Annotated in this window: 16 protein-coding genes; 11 read left to right on the forward strand and 5 right to left on the reverse strand. The window is 59.9% G+C overall.

Annotation, left to right across the window (positions count from 1 at the left end):
- The first annotated feature begins 32 nt into the window (after positions 1-32).
- Entirely contained in the window at positions 33-1,340 is a 1,308-nt protein-coding gene (locus B9Z40_RS07630; RefSeq protein ID WP_100172606.1) for a leucine-rich repeat-containing protein kinase family protein, read from the forward strand.
- A 78-nt stretch (positions 1,341-1,418) separates the two neighbouring features.
- Positions 1,419-3,308, forward strand: a complete 1,890-nt coding sequence (locus B9Z40_RS07635; RefSeq protein ID WP_100172607.1) for an acyl-CoA synthetase — start codon at positions 1,419-1,421, stop codon at positions 3,306-3,308.
- Positions 3,309-3,371: 63 nt separating this feature from the next.
- Here the strand turns inward: B9Z40_RS07635 and B9Z40_RS07640 are convergent, their stop codons facing one another.
- Positions 3,372-6,302: a DNA topoisomerase III gene (locus B9Z40_RS07640; RefSeq protein WP_100172608.1), complete on the reverse strand. Its 2,931-nt coding sequence runs from the start codon at positions 6,300-6,302 to the stop codon at positions 3,372-3,374.
- Positions 6,303-6,397: 95 nt separating this feature from the next.
- Here B9Z40_RS07640 and B9Z40_RS07645 point away from each other — a divergent pair, with 95 nt between their 5' ends.
- The 4 genes from B9Z40_RS07645 to B9Z40_RS07660 all read left to right on the forward strand — a co-directional run bounded on the left by B9Z40_RS07645 (position 6,398) and on the right by B9Z40_RS07660 (position 8,826).
- Positions 6,398-7,018, forward strand: coding sequence for an SET domain-containing protein (locus B9Z40_RS07645; protein WP_100172609.1), 621 nt, complete (start codon positions 6,398-6,400; stop codon positions 7,016-7,018).
- A gap of 146 nt (positions 7,019-7,164) precedes the next feature.
- Complete coding sequence (locus B9Z40_RS07650) at positions 7,165-7,944, forward strand: biotin--[acetyl-CoA-carboxylase] ligase (protein WP_100172610.1); 780 nt, start codon at positions 7,165-7,167, stop codon at positions 7,942-7,944.
- Entirely contained in the window at positions 7,941-8,141 is a 201-nt protein-coding gene (locus tag B9Z40_RS07655) for a hypothetical protein (RefSeq protein WP_100172611.1), read from the forward strand. Before B9Z40_RS07650 ends, B9Z40_RS07655 begins: the two co-directional genes overlap by 4 nt.
- Positions 8,142-8,166: 25 nt before the next feature.
- Positions 8,167-8,826: a glutathione S-transferase family protein gene (locus B9Z40_RS07660; protein ID WP_100172612.1), complete on the forward strand. Its 660-nt coding sequence runs from the start codon at positions 8,167-8,169 to the stop codon at positions 8,824-8,826.
- A 6-nt stretch (positions 8,827-8,832) separates the two neighbouring features.
- Here the strand turns inward: B9Z40_RS07660 and B9Z40_RS07665 are convergent, their stop codons facing one another.
- The 3 genes from B9Z40_RS07665 to B9Z40_RS07675 all read right to left on the reverse strand — a co-directional run bounded on the left by B9Z40_RS07665 (position 8,833) and on the right by B9Z40_RS07675 (position 11,618).
- On the reverse strand, positions 8,833-10,296 hold the full coding sequence (locus tag B9Z40_RS07665) for a sensor histidine kinase (RefSeq protein ID WP_233204823.1): 1,464 nt from the start codon (positions 10,294-10,296) through the stop codon (positions 8,833-8,835).
- 50 nt (positions 10,297-10,346) lie between these two features.
- Positions 10,347-11,021 carry a response regulator transcription factor gene (locus tag B9Z40_RS07670; protein ID WP_100172613.1) on the reverse strand — a complete coding sequence of 225 codons (675 nt, stop codon included), beginning with the start codon at positions 11,019-11,021 and terminating at the stop codon, positions 10,347-10,349.
- A gap of 135 nt (positions 11,022-11,156) precedes the next feature.
- Entirely contained in the window at positions 11,157-11,618 is a 462-nt protein-coding gene (locus B9Z40_RS07675) for a MarR family winged helix-turn-helix transcriptional regulator (protein ID WP_100172991.1), read from the reverse strand.
- A 206-nt stretch (positions 11,619-11,824) separates the two neighbouring features.
- On the opposite strand from B9Z40_RS07675, the gene recA reads away from it, so the two are divergent.
- From recA to B9Z40_RS07695, 4 genes are all read left to right on the forward strand, one after another.
- Entirely contained in the window at positions 11,825-12,862 is a 1,038-nt protein-coding gene (gene recA / locus B9Z40_RS07680; RefSeq protein ID WP_090044113.1) for a recombinase RecA, read from the forward strand.
- Between the two features lie 24 nt (positions 12,863-12,886).
- Entirely contained in the window at positions 12,887-13,342 is a 456-nt protein-coding gene (gene recX / locus B9Z40_RS07685; protein ID WP_100172614.1) for a recombination regulator RecX, read from the forward strand.
- A 63-nt stretch (positions 13,343-13,405) separates the two neighbouring features.
- The gene (locus B9Z40_RS07690; protein ID WP_100172615.1) at positions 13,406-13,708 is read left to right on the forward strand and encodes a type II toxin-antitoxin system MqsR family toxin; all 303 of its coding nucleotides are present in this window, start codon (positions 13,406-13,408) and stop codon (positions 13,706-13,708) included.
- Positions 13,709-13,710: 2 nt separating this feature from the next.
- Complete coding sequence (locus tag B9Z40_RS07695; protein ID WP_100172992.1) at positions 13,711-14,112, forward strand: type II toxin-antitoxin system MqsA family antitoxin; 402 nt, start codon at positions 13,711-13,713, stop codon at positions 14,110-14,112.
- 28 nt (positions 14,113-14,140) lie between these two features.
- Here B9Z40_RS07695 and argC read toward each other — a convergent pair whose 3' ends face one another.
- Positions 14,141-15,058, reverse strand: a complete 918-nt coding sequence (gene argC / locus B9Z40_RS07700) for an N-acetyl-gamma-glutamyl-phosphate reductase (protein WP_100172616.1) — start codon at positions 15,056-15,058, stop codon at positions 14,141-14,143.
- A 184-nt stretch (positions 15,059-15,242) separates the two neighbouring features.
- On the opposite strand from argC, the gene sucC reads away from it, so the two are divergent.
- A complete protein-coding gene (sucC, locus tag B9Z40_RS07705) occupies positions 15,243-16,403 on the forward strand; it encodes an ADP-forming succinate--CoA ligase subunit beta (protein ID WP_100172617.1) in 1,161 nt (386 codons plus the stop codon).
- Positions 16,404-16,420 lie beyond the last annotated feature (17 nt).

Genomic DNA, 16,420 nt, shown 5'->3' on the forward strand with positions numbered 1-16,420 from the left:
TTCATGGGCGTTTTCATTGGCTAATGGGACCCATGCACACACTGGAACAACTGCGCAGCGGCGCTTTGGCTGGCACCCGTCGCCTCGATCTGTCGTGCGATTTGACTGAGCTCCCAGAAGAAGTTTTTGCCCTGGCCGACACGCTGGAGGTGCTCAACCTGAGCGGCAACCGGCTACGCAATTTGCCGCACCAGCTGCCGCGCCTGCACAAACTGCTGGTGCTGTTTGCTTCGGACAACGCCTTCACCGTGCTGCCTGAAGTGCTGGGCGACTGCCCGACTTTGCAAATGATCGGCTTCAAGGCCAACCGCATTGCAGATGTACCTGCCGCCGCACTGCCACCCGCTTTGCGCTGGTTGACGCTGACGGACAACGCCATTCGCCAATTACCCAAAGAACTCGGGCAGCGCCCAGCCCTGCAAAAACTGCTGTTGGCAGGCAACCAACTCACCGCTTTGCCCGGCAGCCTGCAGGCGGTTCAAAGCCTTGAGTTGCTGCGCATCTCGGCCAACCGTTTGGAGCAAGTGCCCGACTGGCTGGCCGACATGCCAAGCTTGGCTTGGCTGTCGCTGGCGGGCAACGCCATGGGCTGGGCTCTTAGCCATGAGACGGCCTTGCCCGAAGTGCCGTGGACGTCACTCACGCTGGGCACACTTCTGGGCGAGGGCGCTTCGGGCCACATCCACCAGGTGGAGGCCCCGGGCTGGCCACAGCCGATGGCGCTCAAGTTGTTCAAAGGCGCCATGACCAGCGATGGCTTACCGGGTGACGAGATGGCCGCAAGCCTTGCCGCAGGAAAACACGCCACGCTCACTACACCCGTGGCCCGGTTGTCCAAGCACCCTGGGCAAGCGCAAGGTTTATTGATGCCGCTGATCCCGCCCGACCACGTCAACCTGGCAGGGCCGCCCAGCTTGCAGACCTGCACGCGCGATGTGTATCCGCCAGGCTTTTCACTGACAGCGCCCATGGCCATGCAAATCGCTCGCGATGTGGCCTGTGCCGTGGCGCATCTGCACCAGCGGGGTGTGATGCACGGCGATCTGTACGCGCACAACATCCTGATTGACCCCATGCACGGCCAAGCGCAGCTGGGGGACTTTGGCGCGGCCACGCGGCTGCCGATGGCGCAAGCTGAATGGCACCCAAGCCTCTTCGCGCTGGAAGTGCGGGCTTTCGGTTGTTTGCTGGAAGAGTTGGCAGACGCCGCCAATGCGCGGGTTGATCAACCATCGCTGCAGCCCTTGCAAGCGCTGGCCCGATCTTGCATGGCTGAGCAGCCACGCCAACGACCAAGCATGCGCGAGCTCGCACAAACGCTTCAAACGCTCCAGCCTTGATAAAAGCGTCACTGGCGATCCATCAAGATCAGCCACCTGCGTGACAAAGCAGGCTGCAAGCCTTGGCTACCATCACGCATGCACCTGACTGTTTCATCTCCCGTCCAAGCCCTCGCCGACATTCACCGCATCGAGGCCACACCCTTAGTCCAGGCCGTGCCCTGGGCCAGCACCTATGACCTGATCCGTGCCAGTGCCTTAGTTCACGCTGATCGGCCTGCGCTGACTTTCCTGCACACGGGCCAGCCCGGCGGTGCGTCCACCACCTGGACCTACCGTGACTTGCTGCACGGCATCCACCAAACCGCCAACCTGCTGCACGGCTTGCACTTAAGCCCGCACGACGTGGTGGCCATCTTGTTGCCGGGCGGCTTGGCTTACCACTTGGCGCTGTGGGGTGGCGAGGCGGCTGGCATCGTGCAGCCACTCAACCCCTTGCTGAGCGAAGACAAACTGCTGTCTTTGCTGCGCGCCAGCCAAGCCAAGGTGCTGATCGCTCACGGCGTGGACGACGACAGCCAGATGCGCGCCAAAGCGCTGCGCTTGCAGGCCCAATTGCCCCACTTGCACACCGTGCTGTGGGTGCATCCAGACGGTGAGCCCTTGGCGCAGCCCCTGCCCGATGGCACCCAAGACTTTCACGCCCTGCGGACTCAACAGGCCTCAGACCGGCTGCTCAGCGATCGGGGGTTCAGCCCTCAAGACATTGCTGCTTACTTTCACACGGGCGGCACCACCGGTGCGCCCAAGCTGGCACGGCACAGCCATGGGGCGCAAGTCTTCACGGCGTGGGCCAACGCCACGATGCAAGGCTTTCAGCCCACCGACGTGACGATGAACGGCTACCCGCTGTTCCATGTGGCCGGTGTGCTGCCTGGCGCACTGTGTTCACTGGCCATCGGCATGCACGTCATCATTCCCACCGCTGCGCTGTTTCGCAACCGCGAAGTGGTGCAAAACTATTGGCGCTTGGCAGAGCACCATGGTTGCACACTGATGTCGGGCGTGCCCACCGTGCTGGCCGCTTTGGCGGGGGTGCCGCTGGATGGCGCGGACATCTCACGCCTGCGCTCTGTGCGCACGGGAGCAGCACCGCTGCCCCCCGAATTGGCGCAGCGCTTTGAACAAACCTTTGGCCTGCAGATCAACGAGAGCTTGGGCATGACCGAGACCGCAGGTTTGAGCACCGTGGCCCCGCCTGGCCTGAGCGCCCCGGCAGGCTGCGTGGGCTGGCCATTGCCACATGCGCAGGTGCGCATCGTGGGCTTGAACAGCGACGACCAAGCCACCGGGCAAGACCTGCCCGCTGGCGGCAAAGGCATGGTGCTCTACAAAGGCCCCAATTTGTTCTCGGGCTACTTGGATGCGGCTGAAACCGCACGCAGTTTCACGCCAGACGGTTGGCTCATCACCGGCGATGTGGGCTTCATCGACGAACAAGGTCGATTACACCTGTCGGGCCGCGCCAAAGACTTGATCATTCGTGGGGGGCACAACATCGACCCCAAGGTGATCGAAGACGCTTTGGGGGCGCACCCTGCGGTGGACTTGTGCGCCGCCGTGGGTGCGCCTGATGCCTATGCGGGTGAACTGCCTGTGGCATTTGCCACGCTCAAGGCTGGAGCGCAGGTCAGCGAAGCTGAGCTGCTGGCTTTTACCGCCGAGCGTGTGGACGAAGCCCCCGCCAAACCCAAGAGTCTCACCATCCTTGAACGCATGCCCGTGACCAACGTCGGGAAAATTTACAAACCCGAATTGCGCACCCTGGCCACAGCGGCGGTGGTGCAGGGCCTGATTCATCAGGTGCTGACACCCTTGCAAACGCCTGCTGCGCAATGGCCGAGCTTGCATGCGGCAGGCGATGGGCCTGTCGAGGTCGATGCCCGCGCGACGCCACTGGCTCTTTGGGCAAGCATTCAGCCACTGCTGGCCGCACTGCCGGTCAAGCTGGTGCTGCACGCGCCCTGACAGCTTATGTCCAAAAAAATGCCACGACTGGCGTAGCATTTTTTCAGCTTCGGATCTGTAGGCTCAGCTCAGGTGCTTGCCAATGATCCCGGCCAACTCGAACATGGTAGCGCTGTCCTTGCCAAACACCGCTTGCAGTTTGCCGTCGGCTTTGATGGAGCGCTTGTCTGCCGGGTCCTGCAAATTGTTGGCCTTGATGTAGTCCCAGATTTTCTTGACCACCTCGGTGCGGGCATACGTGCCGTCACCGATCACGGCGGCCAATGAGGTGCTGGGCTTCAAGGTGCCCACGGCCGCTTTGCGCGGCGCTTTGGGCGCAGCAGTCTTGGCGGCTTTTTTGGCAGCGGGTGTTTTGGCTGCCGTGGTTTTGGCCGCAGCTTTCTTCACCGCCACCTTGCCAAACGGCGTCTTTTTGGCTGCCGTCTTTCGGGGTGGGTACTTCTTGCCGCCTTCGCGCTGCTCAAACTCAAACGTCACCTTGCCCTCTTCGGGGTTCCAGGCCAGCATGGCCTTGAAGCTTCGGCGGGTTCGGTTGCTGATGAACTTGTCGAGCAAATCGGTCTTGCCGGTCACCAGCAGCTTGGTCACCTGCTCGCGCTCCACCGGTTGCTGCAAGATGATCTTGCCGCTCTTGAAGTCACAGCTGGGCGTGGGTTGCTCGTTCGTGGGCACGGCTTTGCTGCACACATAGTTGCTGCCGTGCTCGTGCACCGCGCTGCCGCACTTGGGGCAAGCACCCAGCGACTCGTCGGTGAACTCGACAATCTCACCGCTCTCTTCGTTCTTCTTGTCGTCACCGAAGTCGAATTCGAGCTTCCAGTTCTTTTCTTCTTCGTTGTACTTGAGCGCCATCTCGGCCACAAAAGGCCAACCGGCTTTGGATCGGAAACCCTCCAGAGGGCCAATCTTCTTGTCGCGCATGAATTGCTCGACTTCGGCAGGCTCGAAGGTGCGTCCTGCAGGCGTCTTGCCAAACGAGAAACCGCAGCCTTCGCTGGCGCCATCCACACCCGTGCAGGTGTAACGGCGGTAGTTTTCTTTGACCACGCCACCACAGGTGGGGCAGGGCGTGGTGACGGTGGCGTAGTCGCCGGGCACGGTGTCGCGGTCGTACTCTTTGGCTTTCTTGACGATGTGCTCGGTCATGGCCGCGATCTCGGCCATGAAAGTGGCGCGGCTGAGTTTGCCTTGCTCCATCTGCGCCAGCTTGTATTCCCATTCGCCCGTCAGTTCGGGCTTGGACAGTTCTTCCACCTGCAGGCCGCGCAGCAGCGTCATGAGCTGGAAGGCTTTGGCGGTCGGGATCATCTCGCGGCCTTCGCGCAACATGTATTTCTCGTTGATCAGACCTTCGATCGTGGCAGCGCGGGTCGCTGGCGTGCCCAAGCCTTTTTCTTGCATGGCCTCGCGCAGTTCATCGTCGTCGACCATCTTGCCCGCACCTTCCATGGCGCCCAGCAGCGTGGCTTCTGAATAGCGGGCAGGCGGACGGGTTTTCAGGCCCTTGGCCTCGACCGAGTCCACACCGACCTGTTCACCCGGCTTCACCGGCACCAGGTTCTGGCCTTTGTCGCCATCTTTAGCGTCTTCCACTTCTTCTGCGGCTTCTTTGCCATAAATCGCCAGCCAACCGGGCTTGACCAAGACCTTGCCCACGGTCTTGAAGCTGTGGCCTGCAGCCACGCTGATGCGGGTGGACACTTGGTATTCGGCGCTAGGGAAGAACACCGCCATGAAACGGCGCACCACCAGGTCGTACAGCTTTTGCTCGGCCTCGGACAGTCCGCTGGGCGCTTGCAGCGTGGGGATGATGGCGAAGTGGTCTGAGACCTTTTTGTTGTCAAACACCCGTGGCAGTTTGCGCACATAGTTGTTATTGAGCGCTGTGAGGGCGTGTGGGGCCAAGTGCTTCATGCCGCTGTCCGCCAGCATCTCGAAGGTTTGCTTGGCCACGGGCACGTAGTCTTCGGGCAGGTGACGCGAGTCGGTACGCGGATAAGTCAGGGCTTTGTGACGCTCGTACAAGCTTTGGGCCAGTGCCAGCGTGGTTTTGGCCGAAAAACCAAATTTGCCGTTGGCTTCGCGCTGCAAGCTGGTCAGGTCAAACAGGCCAGGGCTGGCTTGTGTGGTGGGCGTAGCCTCCTCGGTCACGCTGGCCGTTTTGCCGCGCACCGCATCCACAATGGCTTGCGCCTCAGCGGCCGTCCATTTGCGGTCGGCTTTCTTCTCGGCGTCTTCTTCTTTTTTCCACTTGGGGTCGAACCATTTGCCCGGATAGGTGCCGGCAGCTGCAGCGAACTCGGCGTGGATTTCCCAATAGTCGCGGCTGATGAATTTGCGGATCTGCTCTTCACGCTCCACCACCACGGCCAAGGTGGGCGTTTGCACACGACCGACGGTGGTCAAAAAGAAACCACCATCGCGCGAGTTGAAGGCGGTCATGGCGCGGGTGCCGTTGATGCCCACCAGCCAATCGGCCTCCGAGCGGCTGCGGGCGGCGTCGGCCAGGCCCTGCATCTGGGTGTTGGTGCGCAGGTTGTCAAAGCCGTCGCGAATGGCTTGGGGCGTCATGGACTGCAGCCACAAGCGCTGCACGGGCTTGTCCAGGGTTTTGGCGCCCCCGGCGTACTGCTCGATCAAGCGGAAGATCAATTCCCCCTCACGGCCCGCGTCACAGGCGTTGATGAGCGCGTTCACGTCCTTGCGCTTGGCCTGCTTGACCACGGCGGAGAGGCGACTCTTGGTTTTGTCCACGGGCTTCAAGTCAAAGTGCGGCGGGATCACCGGCAAATTGGCAAAGCTCCACTTCCCGCGTTTCACGTCGTATTGCTCGGGGGCCTGGATCTCCACCAAGTGGCCCACCGCGCTGGTCACGACGTACGTGTCGTTCTCAAAGTGGTCGTCGTGTTTCTCGAACTTGCCCGAGATCGGGGTCAAGGCTTTAACGATGTCTTGAGCCACCGAAGGCTTCTCTGCAATTACCAGTGTCTTCATGTCATTACAATCCGTTGTCTCGCGTGTGCGCACGCGCCCGGGCACGCGCTCACGCACGCGCCCACATGAATTCACCATAACAAATTTTTGACGCCGTGGCCAAAACCCTTGTTTCATCCCCCAGCCGCTCCACCGACAAACCTGCTGTTGCTTCAGGCAAACGCATTCAGGTGCGCCGCTCAGGTGTGCATGGCAAAGGCGTCTTCGCGCTGCAGGACATCGCTGAAGGCGAAACCCTGATCGAGTACGTGGGCGAGGTCATCAGCTGGGACGAGGCGCAAGACCGCCACCCCCACGACCCCGAAGACCCGAACCACACGTTTTACTTCCATGTGAACGAAGACCGTGTCATCGACGCGCTGTTTGGCGGCAACTCCTCACGCTGGATCAACCACAGCTGCAACCCCAACTGCGAAGCCGACGAAGACAATGACCGCATCTTCATCAAGGCGATCCGCAACATCAAAGCCGGTGAAGAGCTGAACTACGACTACGGTCTGATCATTGACGAGCCGTACACCAAGAAGCTCAAGGCCGAGTACCCCTGCTGGTGTGGTGCCAAGAACTGCCGTGGCACGCTGCTCTCGCCCAAAGACCGCGCAGACACCCCCAAGATTCCCAAACAAAAGAAGACCCCATCGAAAGACAAGGTCAAATCGAAGACAAAGCCTAAAGCGGCCAAGCCTGCCAAGGCAGACAAGCCCAAAAAGCGCTGAGCCATGCCGGCCCGCCGCATTGACTCTGTAGGAGGCCGCCCCTGCGGCCGAATGCGCTTGAAGCTTTGCTGGCGTTTGAGAAGCGCATACCTTCGCGAGCAGGGGCTTGCTCCCACAACGCCCCACACACGCGCCCTCGTCAAAGCATGATCACGCCCACCCCTTGGCCCGCTGAAGCAATTTGGGAACAGGTCTTCCCCCTGTTGCCCGACTTCACGGTCGAAGTGCTGCCCGAGATCGATTCAAGCAACAGCGAGTTGATGCGCCGCGCTCGCGCAGGCCAACATGAAGCGACCTTGCTGGTGGCCGAGCGTCAAACTGCAGGTCGCGGACGCATGGGACGTGTCTGGCAAAGCCAGCCTGGCGACTCGCTCACCTTCTCACTCAGCTTGTCCCTCGCACCCCAAGACTGGTCCGGCTTGTCTTTGGCCGTGGGCTTGAGCTTGGCGGAGAGCCTGCATCCGGGTGTGCAGCTGAAATGGCCCAACGATTTGTGGTTCGAAGACCGCAAAATCGGCGGCATCTTGGTGGAAGCGGCCAGCATGGCTGGACGCAGCCAAGTGGTGGTGGGCGTGGGACTGAACATCCGTCCGCGCGGAGCCGACGGCCTGAACACACCGCCTGCTGCCTTGACCGAACTGCTACCCGACTTGACCGGGCCCGCATGTTTGGCACGCGTGGCTCTCCCGCTCATCCAGACGCTGCTCACATTCGAGAGCGAAGGCTTTGCGCCCCTGAAAGGCCGATTTGAATCGCGTGATGCGCTCAAGGGCCGCCAGGTGCACACCAGCGACGGCCAAGTGGGTGAGGCGCTGGGTGTCGGCACCACAGGCGCCTTGCGCTTGCAGACCGATGCGGGTGTGCAAGAAATCCACAGCGCCGAGATCAGCGTGAGACCCTTTCCTGTTTCGGACCCCAAGCCATGACCCGTTTTTTGATCGCTGTTTTGTTGGTCTTGAATGCCGTCACACTGGCTTGGCAGTGGGACGCTTTTGCACGCTGGGGCTTTGGCCCCAACACCGCACGCGAGCCTGAGCGGCTGGGTCAACAGATTCGCCCAGAAGCCTTGACCATCAAAAGCCCTGAAGCTGTGGCGAAACGCTTGGCCGCTGAGACCCCTTGAAACCCACTGAAAACCGAGATTGACCATGAGCCTGAAACTTTATTTCTCCCCGGGCGCTTGCTCTTTTGTGCCCCATGTTTTGTTGGAGATGAGCGGCGCCGAGTTTGAGCCGAGCATGGTCAAGCTGCACAAAGGTGAGCAAAACAGCGATGACTACAAAGCCATCAACCCACGCGGCCAGGTGCCCGTGCTGGTGAGCAACGGCCAACCCATCACACAAATTTTGGCCATCGTGCTGCACTTGGACCAAGTGTTCCCTGAAATGGGCTTTCTGCCCGCCGAGCCGCTGGCCCGCGCCCAAGCCCTGTCCACCTTGGCTTGGATGAACAACACGGTACACCCCACTTTCACGCACATCTTCATGCCGCAAAACTTCTCGGACCTGCCTGAAGTGCAAGCGGCGCTCAAACCCTACAACATCCAATTGTTTCGCGGCATGTTGGGCGAATTGCAAGCGCTGGTGGAAAAGGCCGCAAGCCAAGGTCAAGCCTGGCTCAGCGGTGAACGCTTCGGCCCGCTTGATGCCTACAGCCTGACACTCACGCGATGGGGAACGATCGCCGGCATTGCGCCCGAAGAACACCCCGCGCTGTGGGCCTTTGTGCAAAAAGTAGCGGCAGAGCCTGCCGTCGCCCGGGTGATCGAGCGCGAGCGTTTGCAACTGAACATGGGCAAGCCCGCCTGAGCGGGTTCACGCCAAAGGACTGAAGCGCAGCGTGAAGCACGCGCCCGGGGGGTTGTGCCCGGGGTGTGAAGCATCCACCGTGATGGAAGCCCCGTGCTGCTGTGCAATTTCCTTGACGATGGGCAGGCCCAAGCCCGAGCCGTCCACGTTGGTGCCCAGCGCCCGGTAAAAGGGCTGAAACACCAGTTCACGCTCAGCCACCGGAATGCCGAGGCCGTTGTCTTCAACCTGAATGACCAAGGCTTTGCTGTAGGGGTCCACCAACACGCGCACCGTGACCACCCCTTGGCGCTCGGGCGTGCTGGGTGTGTAATGCACCGCGTTTTCAACGAGGTTGCGCAGCATTTCTTTGAGCAAGGTGGGGTTGCCCATCACCTGTGCGCCCGGGGTGCCCGAGTCCACGCCTTCGTAGCCCAGGTCCAGCCCTTTGTCCATGGCGCCTGGCAGACAGTCTTGCAAGACATCGCTGGCCAGTATGACCACGTCGCAACTTTGTTGGGAGGGGTGCACGCCGCCGCCTTCGGCGCGTGCCAATGACAACAACTGGTTCACGGTGTGGGTGGCCTGAACGCTGGCGCGTCCAATCTGCTTCAACGATTTCTTCAAATCCTCTTCACTCGAACCCGAACGCTGGGCCAGATCGGCCTGCATGCGCAAGCCCGCCAAGGGGGTCTTGAGCTGGTGCGCAGCACCGGCCAAGAAACGTTTTTGTGTGACGATGGAGTCTTTCAGGCGTTCTAACAAGTCGTTCACCGAAACCACCAAGGGGGCCACCTCCATGGGCACGGCTTTGTCATCCAGTGGGCTCAAGTCGTCGGGTTTGCGGGCGCGGATGCGCTCTTCCAGCTGCGACAAGGGTTTGATGCCGCGTACCAGCGCCAGCCATACCAAAAGCACGGCCAATGGCAAAAGGGCGAACTGGGGCAGCATCACGCCCTTGATGATCTCGGCGGCCAGCACTGAGCGCTTTTCACGCGTTTCGGCCACCTGCACCAAAGCCGGATTGTTGCCCTCGGCGTCCAGGCGGATCCAGGTGTAGGCCACACGCACTTCCAAGCCGCGCATTTCATCGTCGCGAATGTGCACCTCGTAACTGCTGCCCTTGTCTTGATCGCTCGGTGGCATGGGCAAATCGCGCTCACCGCTCAGGTGCTCTTTGGCACCACCGAGCACTTGGTAATAAACCAAGTCGGTCTCATCGGCACGCAGCAGTTCACTGGCCGGTTGCGGCAAGTTGAATTGCACGCGTTGGTCTGGCCCCAACTTGACCTGTTGGGCCAGGGCTTGCACGTTGTAGATCAAGGCACGGTCAAAGGGTTTGTTGGCCAAGCCCTGCGCCACCAACCAGGTCAAGGCCAAACTGATCGGCCACAGCAAAAGCAAAGGCGTGAGCATCCAATCCAGGATTTCGCCGAACAAGGAGCGCTGCTCCCGCTTGAAAAGACGCACACTCCAGCCCCGGGATTTCATGGCGGCGCTGTCTTGGTTTCGGCGGGTTTGAAAGTCAAATCACCCAGCGCTCAGGCCGGGATTTTTTCGAGGCAATAACCCAAGCCGCGCACGGTGGCGATGCGGATCGGGCCTTTTTCAATCTTCTTGCGCAAACGGTGGATGTACACCTCAATCGCGTTGTTGCTGACCTCTTCGCCCCATTCACACAGACGCTCGACCAGCTGGTCTTTGCTGACCAGGCGACCGGCGCGTTGCAACAGCACCTCGAGCAAGCCCAACTCACGGGCAGACAACTCGACCATCTTGCCGTCGATGGTGGCCACGCGGCCAGACTGGTCATAGATCAGCGGTCCGTGTTTGATTTGCGACGTGGCGCCGCCCATGCCACGGCGGGTGAGGGCGCGCACGCGGGCTTCGAGTTCTTGCAGGCTGAAGGGTTTGGCCATGTAGTCATCAGCGCCGTAATCCAGCCCTTTGACACGTTCTTCCACGCTGTCTGCCGCCGTGAGGATCAGGACTGGCAAGACAGAGCCACGCGAGCGCAAACGCTTGAGGACTTCCAGACCGTGCATTTTGGGAAGGCCCAAGTCCAGGATCAGCAAATCAAATTCACTGTTCGTCATCAAGGCTGCATCGGCCTCGCTGCCACTGGCCACATGGTCGACGGCAGCGCCTGCGCTGCGCAAGGTGCGCAGCAATCCGTCGGCAAGCACCTGATCGTCTTCGGCTATCAGAATTCGCATGGCTGTCTCCTATTTTTGTGGGTGCGGCGCAGTCTGGGGTGGGTTGCAGCTTTTGCAATTCTAGTGTCTGGCGCATGTTGTTCTGGTCCGCGCTCTGCCGCCTACCCAGCAGCCGTCGTTCACGCTTAGCGCCTGTCAATGCGCATACGCCTCCAGGCCCAATGCGACGACCGTGGCCACGTCTTTGCCCACGGCTTCGCGGAATTCGGTCTCAGCCTGGGCCACCGCATCCTTGAAAGCTTGCAACCAAGCCAAGCCCACAGGCGTGAACACCACACGCCGGGCCCGTGCATCCAAGGGATCGGGTTCGCGTTGCACCAAGCCCCATGCGGTGCATTGGTCCACCAAGTCTCCCATGGCCTGCTTGCTCATCCCGGCTGCGCGTGCCAAATCGGTCAAGCGCGAGCCTTGCAAAGCCAAATGTCGCGTGATGTGCACATGTGCGGCGCTGATCTGGTCACGCGAAGCCAAGTTGGCCAAGGCCAGCGGCACGCCCTCGTTGCCCGCCATCAAGTGCAACACGCGCTCGTCAAAGCGGCGCATGGCGTGGCCCAGCAAACGGCCTAAATGTGTCTGCCGCCAACGGTCGTCCTGCATGTCCAGGGGTTCTGAAAGGGTGTCCACAGCGGCGGTGGTGTCGGCTTTGTGGTTCATTTTCATGGCTTCAAATGATAAGGCAAACTGACCAAAAATAACGTTTACACGTTTGTACAGGTCGTTTACAGTACTGTTCACGCATCCAGTAAACAACGCATCAGCGCTGAACCAGGTGCCCCAACCCATTGATATTCAAGGAGATTCCCATGAGCGACGACAACAGCGAAAAGTCTAAAGCCCTGCAAGCCGCCCTGGCCCAGATTGAAAAACAATTCGGCAAAGGCACCATCATGCGCTTGGGCGAAGGCGAAGTCATCGCCGACATCCAAGTGGTGTCCACCGGCTCTTTGGGCCTGGACATCGCTTTGGGCGTGGGCGGCTTGCCCCGTGGCCGCGTGATCGAAATCTACGGCCCAGAATCTTCCGGTAAAACCACCCTGACCCTGCAAGTCATCTCCGAAATGCAACGCTTGGGCGGCACCTGCGCGTTTGTCGACGCCGAGCACGCCTTGGACGTGCAATACGCCCAAAACCTGGGCGTCAACCTGCAAGAGCTGCTGGTCAGCCAGCCCGACACGGGCGAACAAGCCCTGGAAATCGTGGACAGCTTGGTGCGCTCGGGCGCGGTGGACTTGGTCGTCATCGACTCGGTGGCCGCCTTGACCCCCAAGGCCGAAATCGAAGGCGACATGGGCGACAGCTTGCCCGGCCTGCAAGCGCGTTTGATGAGCCAAGCCCTGCGCAAGCTCACCGCCACCATCAAGAAGACCAACTGCACCGTCATCTTCATCAACCAGATCCGCATGAAGATCGGCGTCATGTTCGGCAGCCCCGAAACCACCACCGGCGGCAACGCGCTCAAGTTCTACGCCTCGGTCCGTTTGGACATCCGCCGCACCGGCACCATCAAAAAGGGTGACGACGCGATCGGCAACGAGACCAAAGTCAAAGTGGTCAAGAACAAAGTCGCACCGCCCTTCAAGACGGCCGAGTTCGACATCCTGTTTGGTGAGGGCATCAGCCGAGAAGGCGAGGTCATCGACATGGGCGTGACCGCCAAGATCGTCGACAAGTCGGGTGCTTGGTATGCCTACCAAGGCGAGAAAATCGGCCAAGGCCGCGACAACGCCCGTGAGTTCTTGCGCGAAAACCCGGCTTTGGCCCGCGAGATCGAAAACAAGGTCCGCGAATCACTGGGCATCCGCTTGCTGGAATCGGCCATTGCCGAGCCCAAAGGCGAGTAAAAGGCCGTTGGCAGGAGGCCAAGCTTGAACAAGTCCGGCTTCCAGCCCTCGCTCAAAGGCCGCGCCTTGCGGCTTTTGAGCCAGCGCGAGCACTCACGCTTGGAGCTGGAGCGCAAGCTCAAACCGTTTGAAGAAACACCGGGCGAGCTGGCCGAGGCTTTGGATTTTTTACAGGCCAAAGACTTCATCAACGAGCAACGCGTGGTGGAGTCGGTGGTGAACAACCGTTCGCGCAAGCTCGGTGCCTCTCGGGTGCGTCAAGAATTGCAAGCCAAGGGCTTGCCAGCCGAAGCCATCGCCGAAGCCGTGCAAGAAATGCGCGGCACCGAACTGGCGCGAGCCCAAGAAGTCTGGCGAAAGAAATTTGGCGAGCCACCTGCCGACCAAGCGGCAAGGCTCAAGCAAGTGCGGTTTTTGGTGAGCCGCGGCTTTGCGCCCGAGGTGGTGCGCAAGGTTGTCTCCGGCGCAGAAGACTTCTGAGATGCGAAAACCAAGGACCAATTAAACCTACTTGGTTAATTCATCAAATAGGTTATTATCAACATGGAAAAAAGCACACCTCAATGCAAGCTCCACGTTGTAAAAGCCTTGGTAGCGGATGGTCACGTCAAAGCCACTGTGAGCGCATTCAACGGCGCTAGCGAGTTGGGCATCAACGACTTGGCAGGCATGTGCGCCGTTGTTTTGGCGCTTGGCCCATCAGACTTTTACAAAAGCATGACCACCCATGCCGATCACCGCATCTGGCAAGACTTTTACCACGTCAAGGTCACGGCTGGTCGTGAGTTGTACTTGAAGCTCACCGTCGTTGATGACGTGTTGATTGTTTCCTTCAAGGAGCGATGACCATGAAATGCCCTGCTTGCGGCGCTGCCGAACTCGTTCACGATACGCGTGATCTTCAGTACACCTACAAAAGCGAAAAAACCGTTATTCCCGGTGTAACGGGCGACTTTTGCCCGGCGTGCCATGAAGTTGTTCTGAGCCGCCAACACGGCGATCAATATGGCGCGAAGTTGGCTGCCTTTCAGCGCCAAGTCAACGCTGCTTATGTAGATCCCATTTACATCGCTCAAGTTCGCAAAAAACTCGATCTTGACCAGCGGCAAGCTGCCGAGTTGTTCGGTGGCGGTGTGAATGCGTTCTCACGGTATGAGAACGGGAAGACCAAGCCGCCACTGGCCTTGGTCAAGTTGTTCAAGTTGCTGGACCGTCATCCCGATTTGCTCAGCGAAGTCAAAGCGGGTTAAGTCGAAATTTGAATGGGCGCGTCTGCGCTCAGACTCCCAGCATCAACTGCAGGTTCTGCACCGCAGCGCCGCTGGCGCCTTTGCCCAAATTGTCCAAACGCGCCATCAACAACGCATGGCGGTGGGTTTCGTTGGCAAAAACGCGGATTTCCAGTTGGTTGGTGTCGTTCAAGGCGGTGGCGTCGAGCTTGCCGTTGTCGGTGGCCGGCAACACGCTCACCCAGCTGTCTGGGCTTTGGCCATAGTGCTTGGCCAGCGCGTCGTGCAAATCGGCCGCTTTGGGCTGACCAGGCAAGGTGTCCAAATGGAGGGGCAGTTGCACCAGCATGCCTTGGCGGAAATTGCTCACCGATGGCACGAACAAGGGGCGGCGGCTGAGACCGGTGTAGGCCATGATTTCCGGGATGTGTTTGTGCTCCAGGCCCAAGGCATAGGCTTCAAAAAGCGGGGCTTTGCCCGTCTCAAAATCTTCGATCATGGTGCGGCCACCGCCCGAATAGCCGCTGACCGATGGCAGCGCCACGGGAAAGTCGACGGGCAACAAGCCGGCTTCAATCAAGGGGCGCAGCAAAGCAATGGCACCCGTGGCGTAGCAGCCGGGGTTGGCCACGCGCTGGGCGTTCACCACGGCACCACGTTGGCCAGCGGTCAACTCTGGAAAACCGTAAACCCAACCCGGTGCCACACGGTGTGCGGTGGAGGCGTCGATGATGCGCGGCTTGCGCCCGGGCAAGCTGTCAATCATGGCCACCGATTCGATGGCGGCATCGTCGTGCAGGCACAGCACCACCAAATCAGCTGCGGCCATCAACTCGCGTTTGGCTTCGGGGTCTTTGCGGCGGACGGGGTCAATGCTGAGCACCTCGATCTGGGGCATCAAGGCCAAGCGCTCACGGATCAGCAAACCTGTGGTGCCGGCTTCGCCATCGATGAATATTTTGGCCATGGGTATTACTTTCACAAGAATTCAGGTGCCCAGCGTCATGTCGATGTAAGACGCAAGGATCAGGATTGGTGCAATGCAGCATGATACAGTCCTAGGCTGCAGTGTCCAGAGCCTGTTGGCGGTCCTCCATGATTGAAGGTCTCCGACAGACCGGTCGAATTCCACCCCTCTGAGAGAAGACCTCATGAAGATTCACGAGTACCAAGGCAAGGAAATCTTGCGTCAATTCGGTGTGCCCGTTCCACGCGGCATCCAGGCGTTCACGGTGCAAGAGGCGGTTGAAGCCGCTCAAAAACTCGGCGGCCCAGTTTGGGTGGTCAAGGCCCAGATTCACGCCGGTGGCCGTGGCAAAGGCGGCGGCGTCAAAGTGGCCAAAACCATCGACGACGTGAAACGCATCTCTGGCGAGATCCTGGGCATGCAGCTCAAGACGCACCAGACTGGCCCCGAAGGCCAAAAAGTCCGTCGTCTCTATATTGAGGACGGCGCTGACATCAACAAAGAGTATTACGTGTCTGTGGTCACCGACCGCGCCACCCAAAAGATCGCTTTCATCGCTTCGAGCGAAGGCGGCATGGACATTGAGGAAGTGGCTCACTCCACCCCCGAAAAGATCATCACCGAGTTCATCGATCCTCTGACCGGTCTGGGTGATGCCCAAGCCAAGAAGATCTCTGACGCCATCGGCATGCCTGCAGATTCCACCGCCCAAGCCGTGGACATCTTCAAGAAGCTGTACCAGTGCTACATGGAAACCGATGCTTCATTGGTGGAAATCAACCCACTGAACCGCGACAGCAAAGGCAACGTGATGGCCTTGGACGCGAAGTTCAACTTTGACTCCAACGCCCTGTTCCGTCACCCCGAAATCGTGGCTTACCGCGATTTGGACGAAGAAGATCCTGCTGAAGTGGAAGCTTCCAAGTTCGACTTGGCCTACATCTCCTTGGACGGCAACATTGGTTGCTTGGTCAACGGCGCTGGCTTGGCCATGGCCACCATGGACACCATCAAGTTGTTTGGCGGCGAGCCTGCCAACTTCTTGGACGTGGGCGGCGGCGCGACGGCCGAGAAAGTCACTGAAGCGTTCAAGATCATGTTGGCCAACAAGAATGTCAAAGGCATTTTGGTCAACATCTTCGGCGGCATCATGAAGTGCGACACCATCGCCAGCGGCGTGATCACAGCTTGTAAAGCCGTGAACTTGTCAGTGCCATTGGTGGTGCGCATGAAGGGCACCAACGACGAGCTGGGCAAGAAGATGCTGGCCGATTCCGGTCTGCCCATCATCTCTGCCGACACCATGGCCGAAGCCGCGACCGCCATCGTCGCAGCCGTTAAGTAATGACTTTGGGGACAGAT

This window comes from Limnohabitans sp. 15K (genome assembly GCF_002778285.1).
Lineage (GTDB): Bacteria > Pseudomonadota > Gammaproteobacteria > Burkholderiales > Burkholderiaceae_C > Limnohabitans_A.

Excerpts from the sequence above, each read along its gene's own strand:
- B9Z40_RS07630 (WP_100172606.1), top strand. The coding sequence starts at position 33 with ATGCACACACTGGAACAACTGCGCAGCGGCGCTTTGGCTGGCACCCGT.
- B9Z40_RS07635 (WP_100172607.1), top strand. The coding sequence starts at position 1,419 with ATGCACCTGACTGTTTCATCTCCCGTCCAAGCCCTCGCCGACATTCAC.
- B9Z40_RS07640 (WP_100172608.1), bottom strand. The coding sequence starts at position 6,302 with ATGAAGACACTGGTAATTGCAGAGAAGCCTTCGGTGGCTCAAGACATC.
- B9Z40_RS07650 (WP_100172610.1), top strand. The coding sequence starts at position 7,165 with ATGATCACGCCCACCCCTTGGCCCGCTGAAGCAATTTGGGAACAGGTC.
- B9Z40_RS07655 (WP_100172611.1), top strand. The coding sequence starts at position 7,941 with ATGACCCGTTTTTTGATCGCTGTTTTGTTGGTCTTGAATGCCGTCACA.
- B9Z40_RS07660 (WP_100172612.1), top strand. The coding sequence starts at position 8,167 with ATGAGCCTGAAACTTTATTTCTCCCCGGGCGCTTGCTCTTTTGTGCCC.
- B9Z40_RS07665 (WP_233204823.1), bottom strand. The coding sequence starts at position 10,296 with ATGAAATCCCGGGGCTGGAGTGTGCGTCTTTTCAAGCGGGAGCAGCGC.
- B9Z40_RS07670 (WP_100172613.1), bottom strand. The coding sequence starts at position 11,021 with ATGCGAATTCTGATAGCCGAAGACGATCAGGTGCTTGCCGACGGATTG.
- B9Z40_RS07675 (WP_100172991.1), bottom strand. The coding sequence starts at position 11,618 with ATGCAGGACGACCGTTGGCGGCAGACACATTTAGGCCGTTTGCTGGGC.
- recA (WP_090044113.1), top strand. The coding sequence starts at position 11,825 with ATGAGCGACGACAACAGCGAAAAGTCTAAAGCCCTGCAAGCCGCCCTG.
- B9Z40_RS07690 (WP_100172615.1), top strand. The coding sequence starts at position 13,406 with ATGGAAAAAAGCACACCTCAATGCAAGCTCCACGTTGTAAAAGCCTTG.
- B9Z40_RS07695 (WP_100172992.1), top strand. The coding sequence starts at position 13,711 with ATGAAATGCCCTGCTTGCGGCGCTGCCGAACTCGTTCACGATACGCGT.
- argC (WP_100172616.1), bottom strand. The coding sequence starts at position 15,058 with ATGGCCAAAATATTCATCGATGGCGAAGCCGGCACCACAGGTTTGCTG.
- sucC (WP_100172617.1), top strand. The coding sequence starts at position 15,243 with ATGAAGATTCACGAGTACCAAGGCAAGGAAATCTTGCGTCAATTCGGT.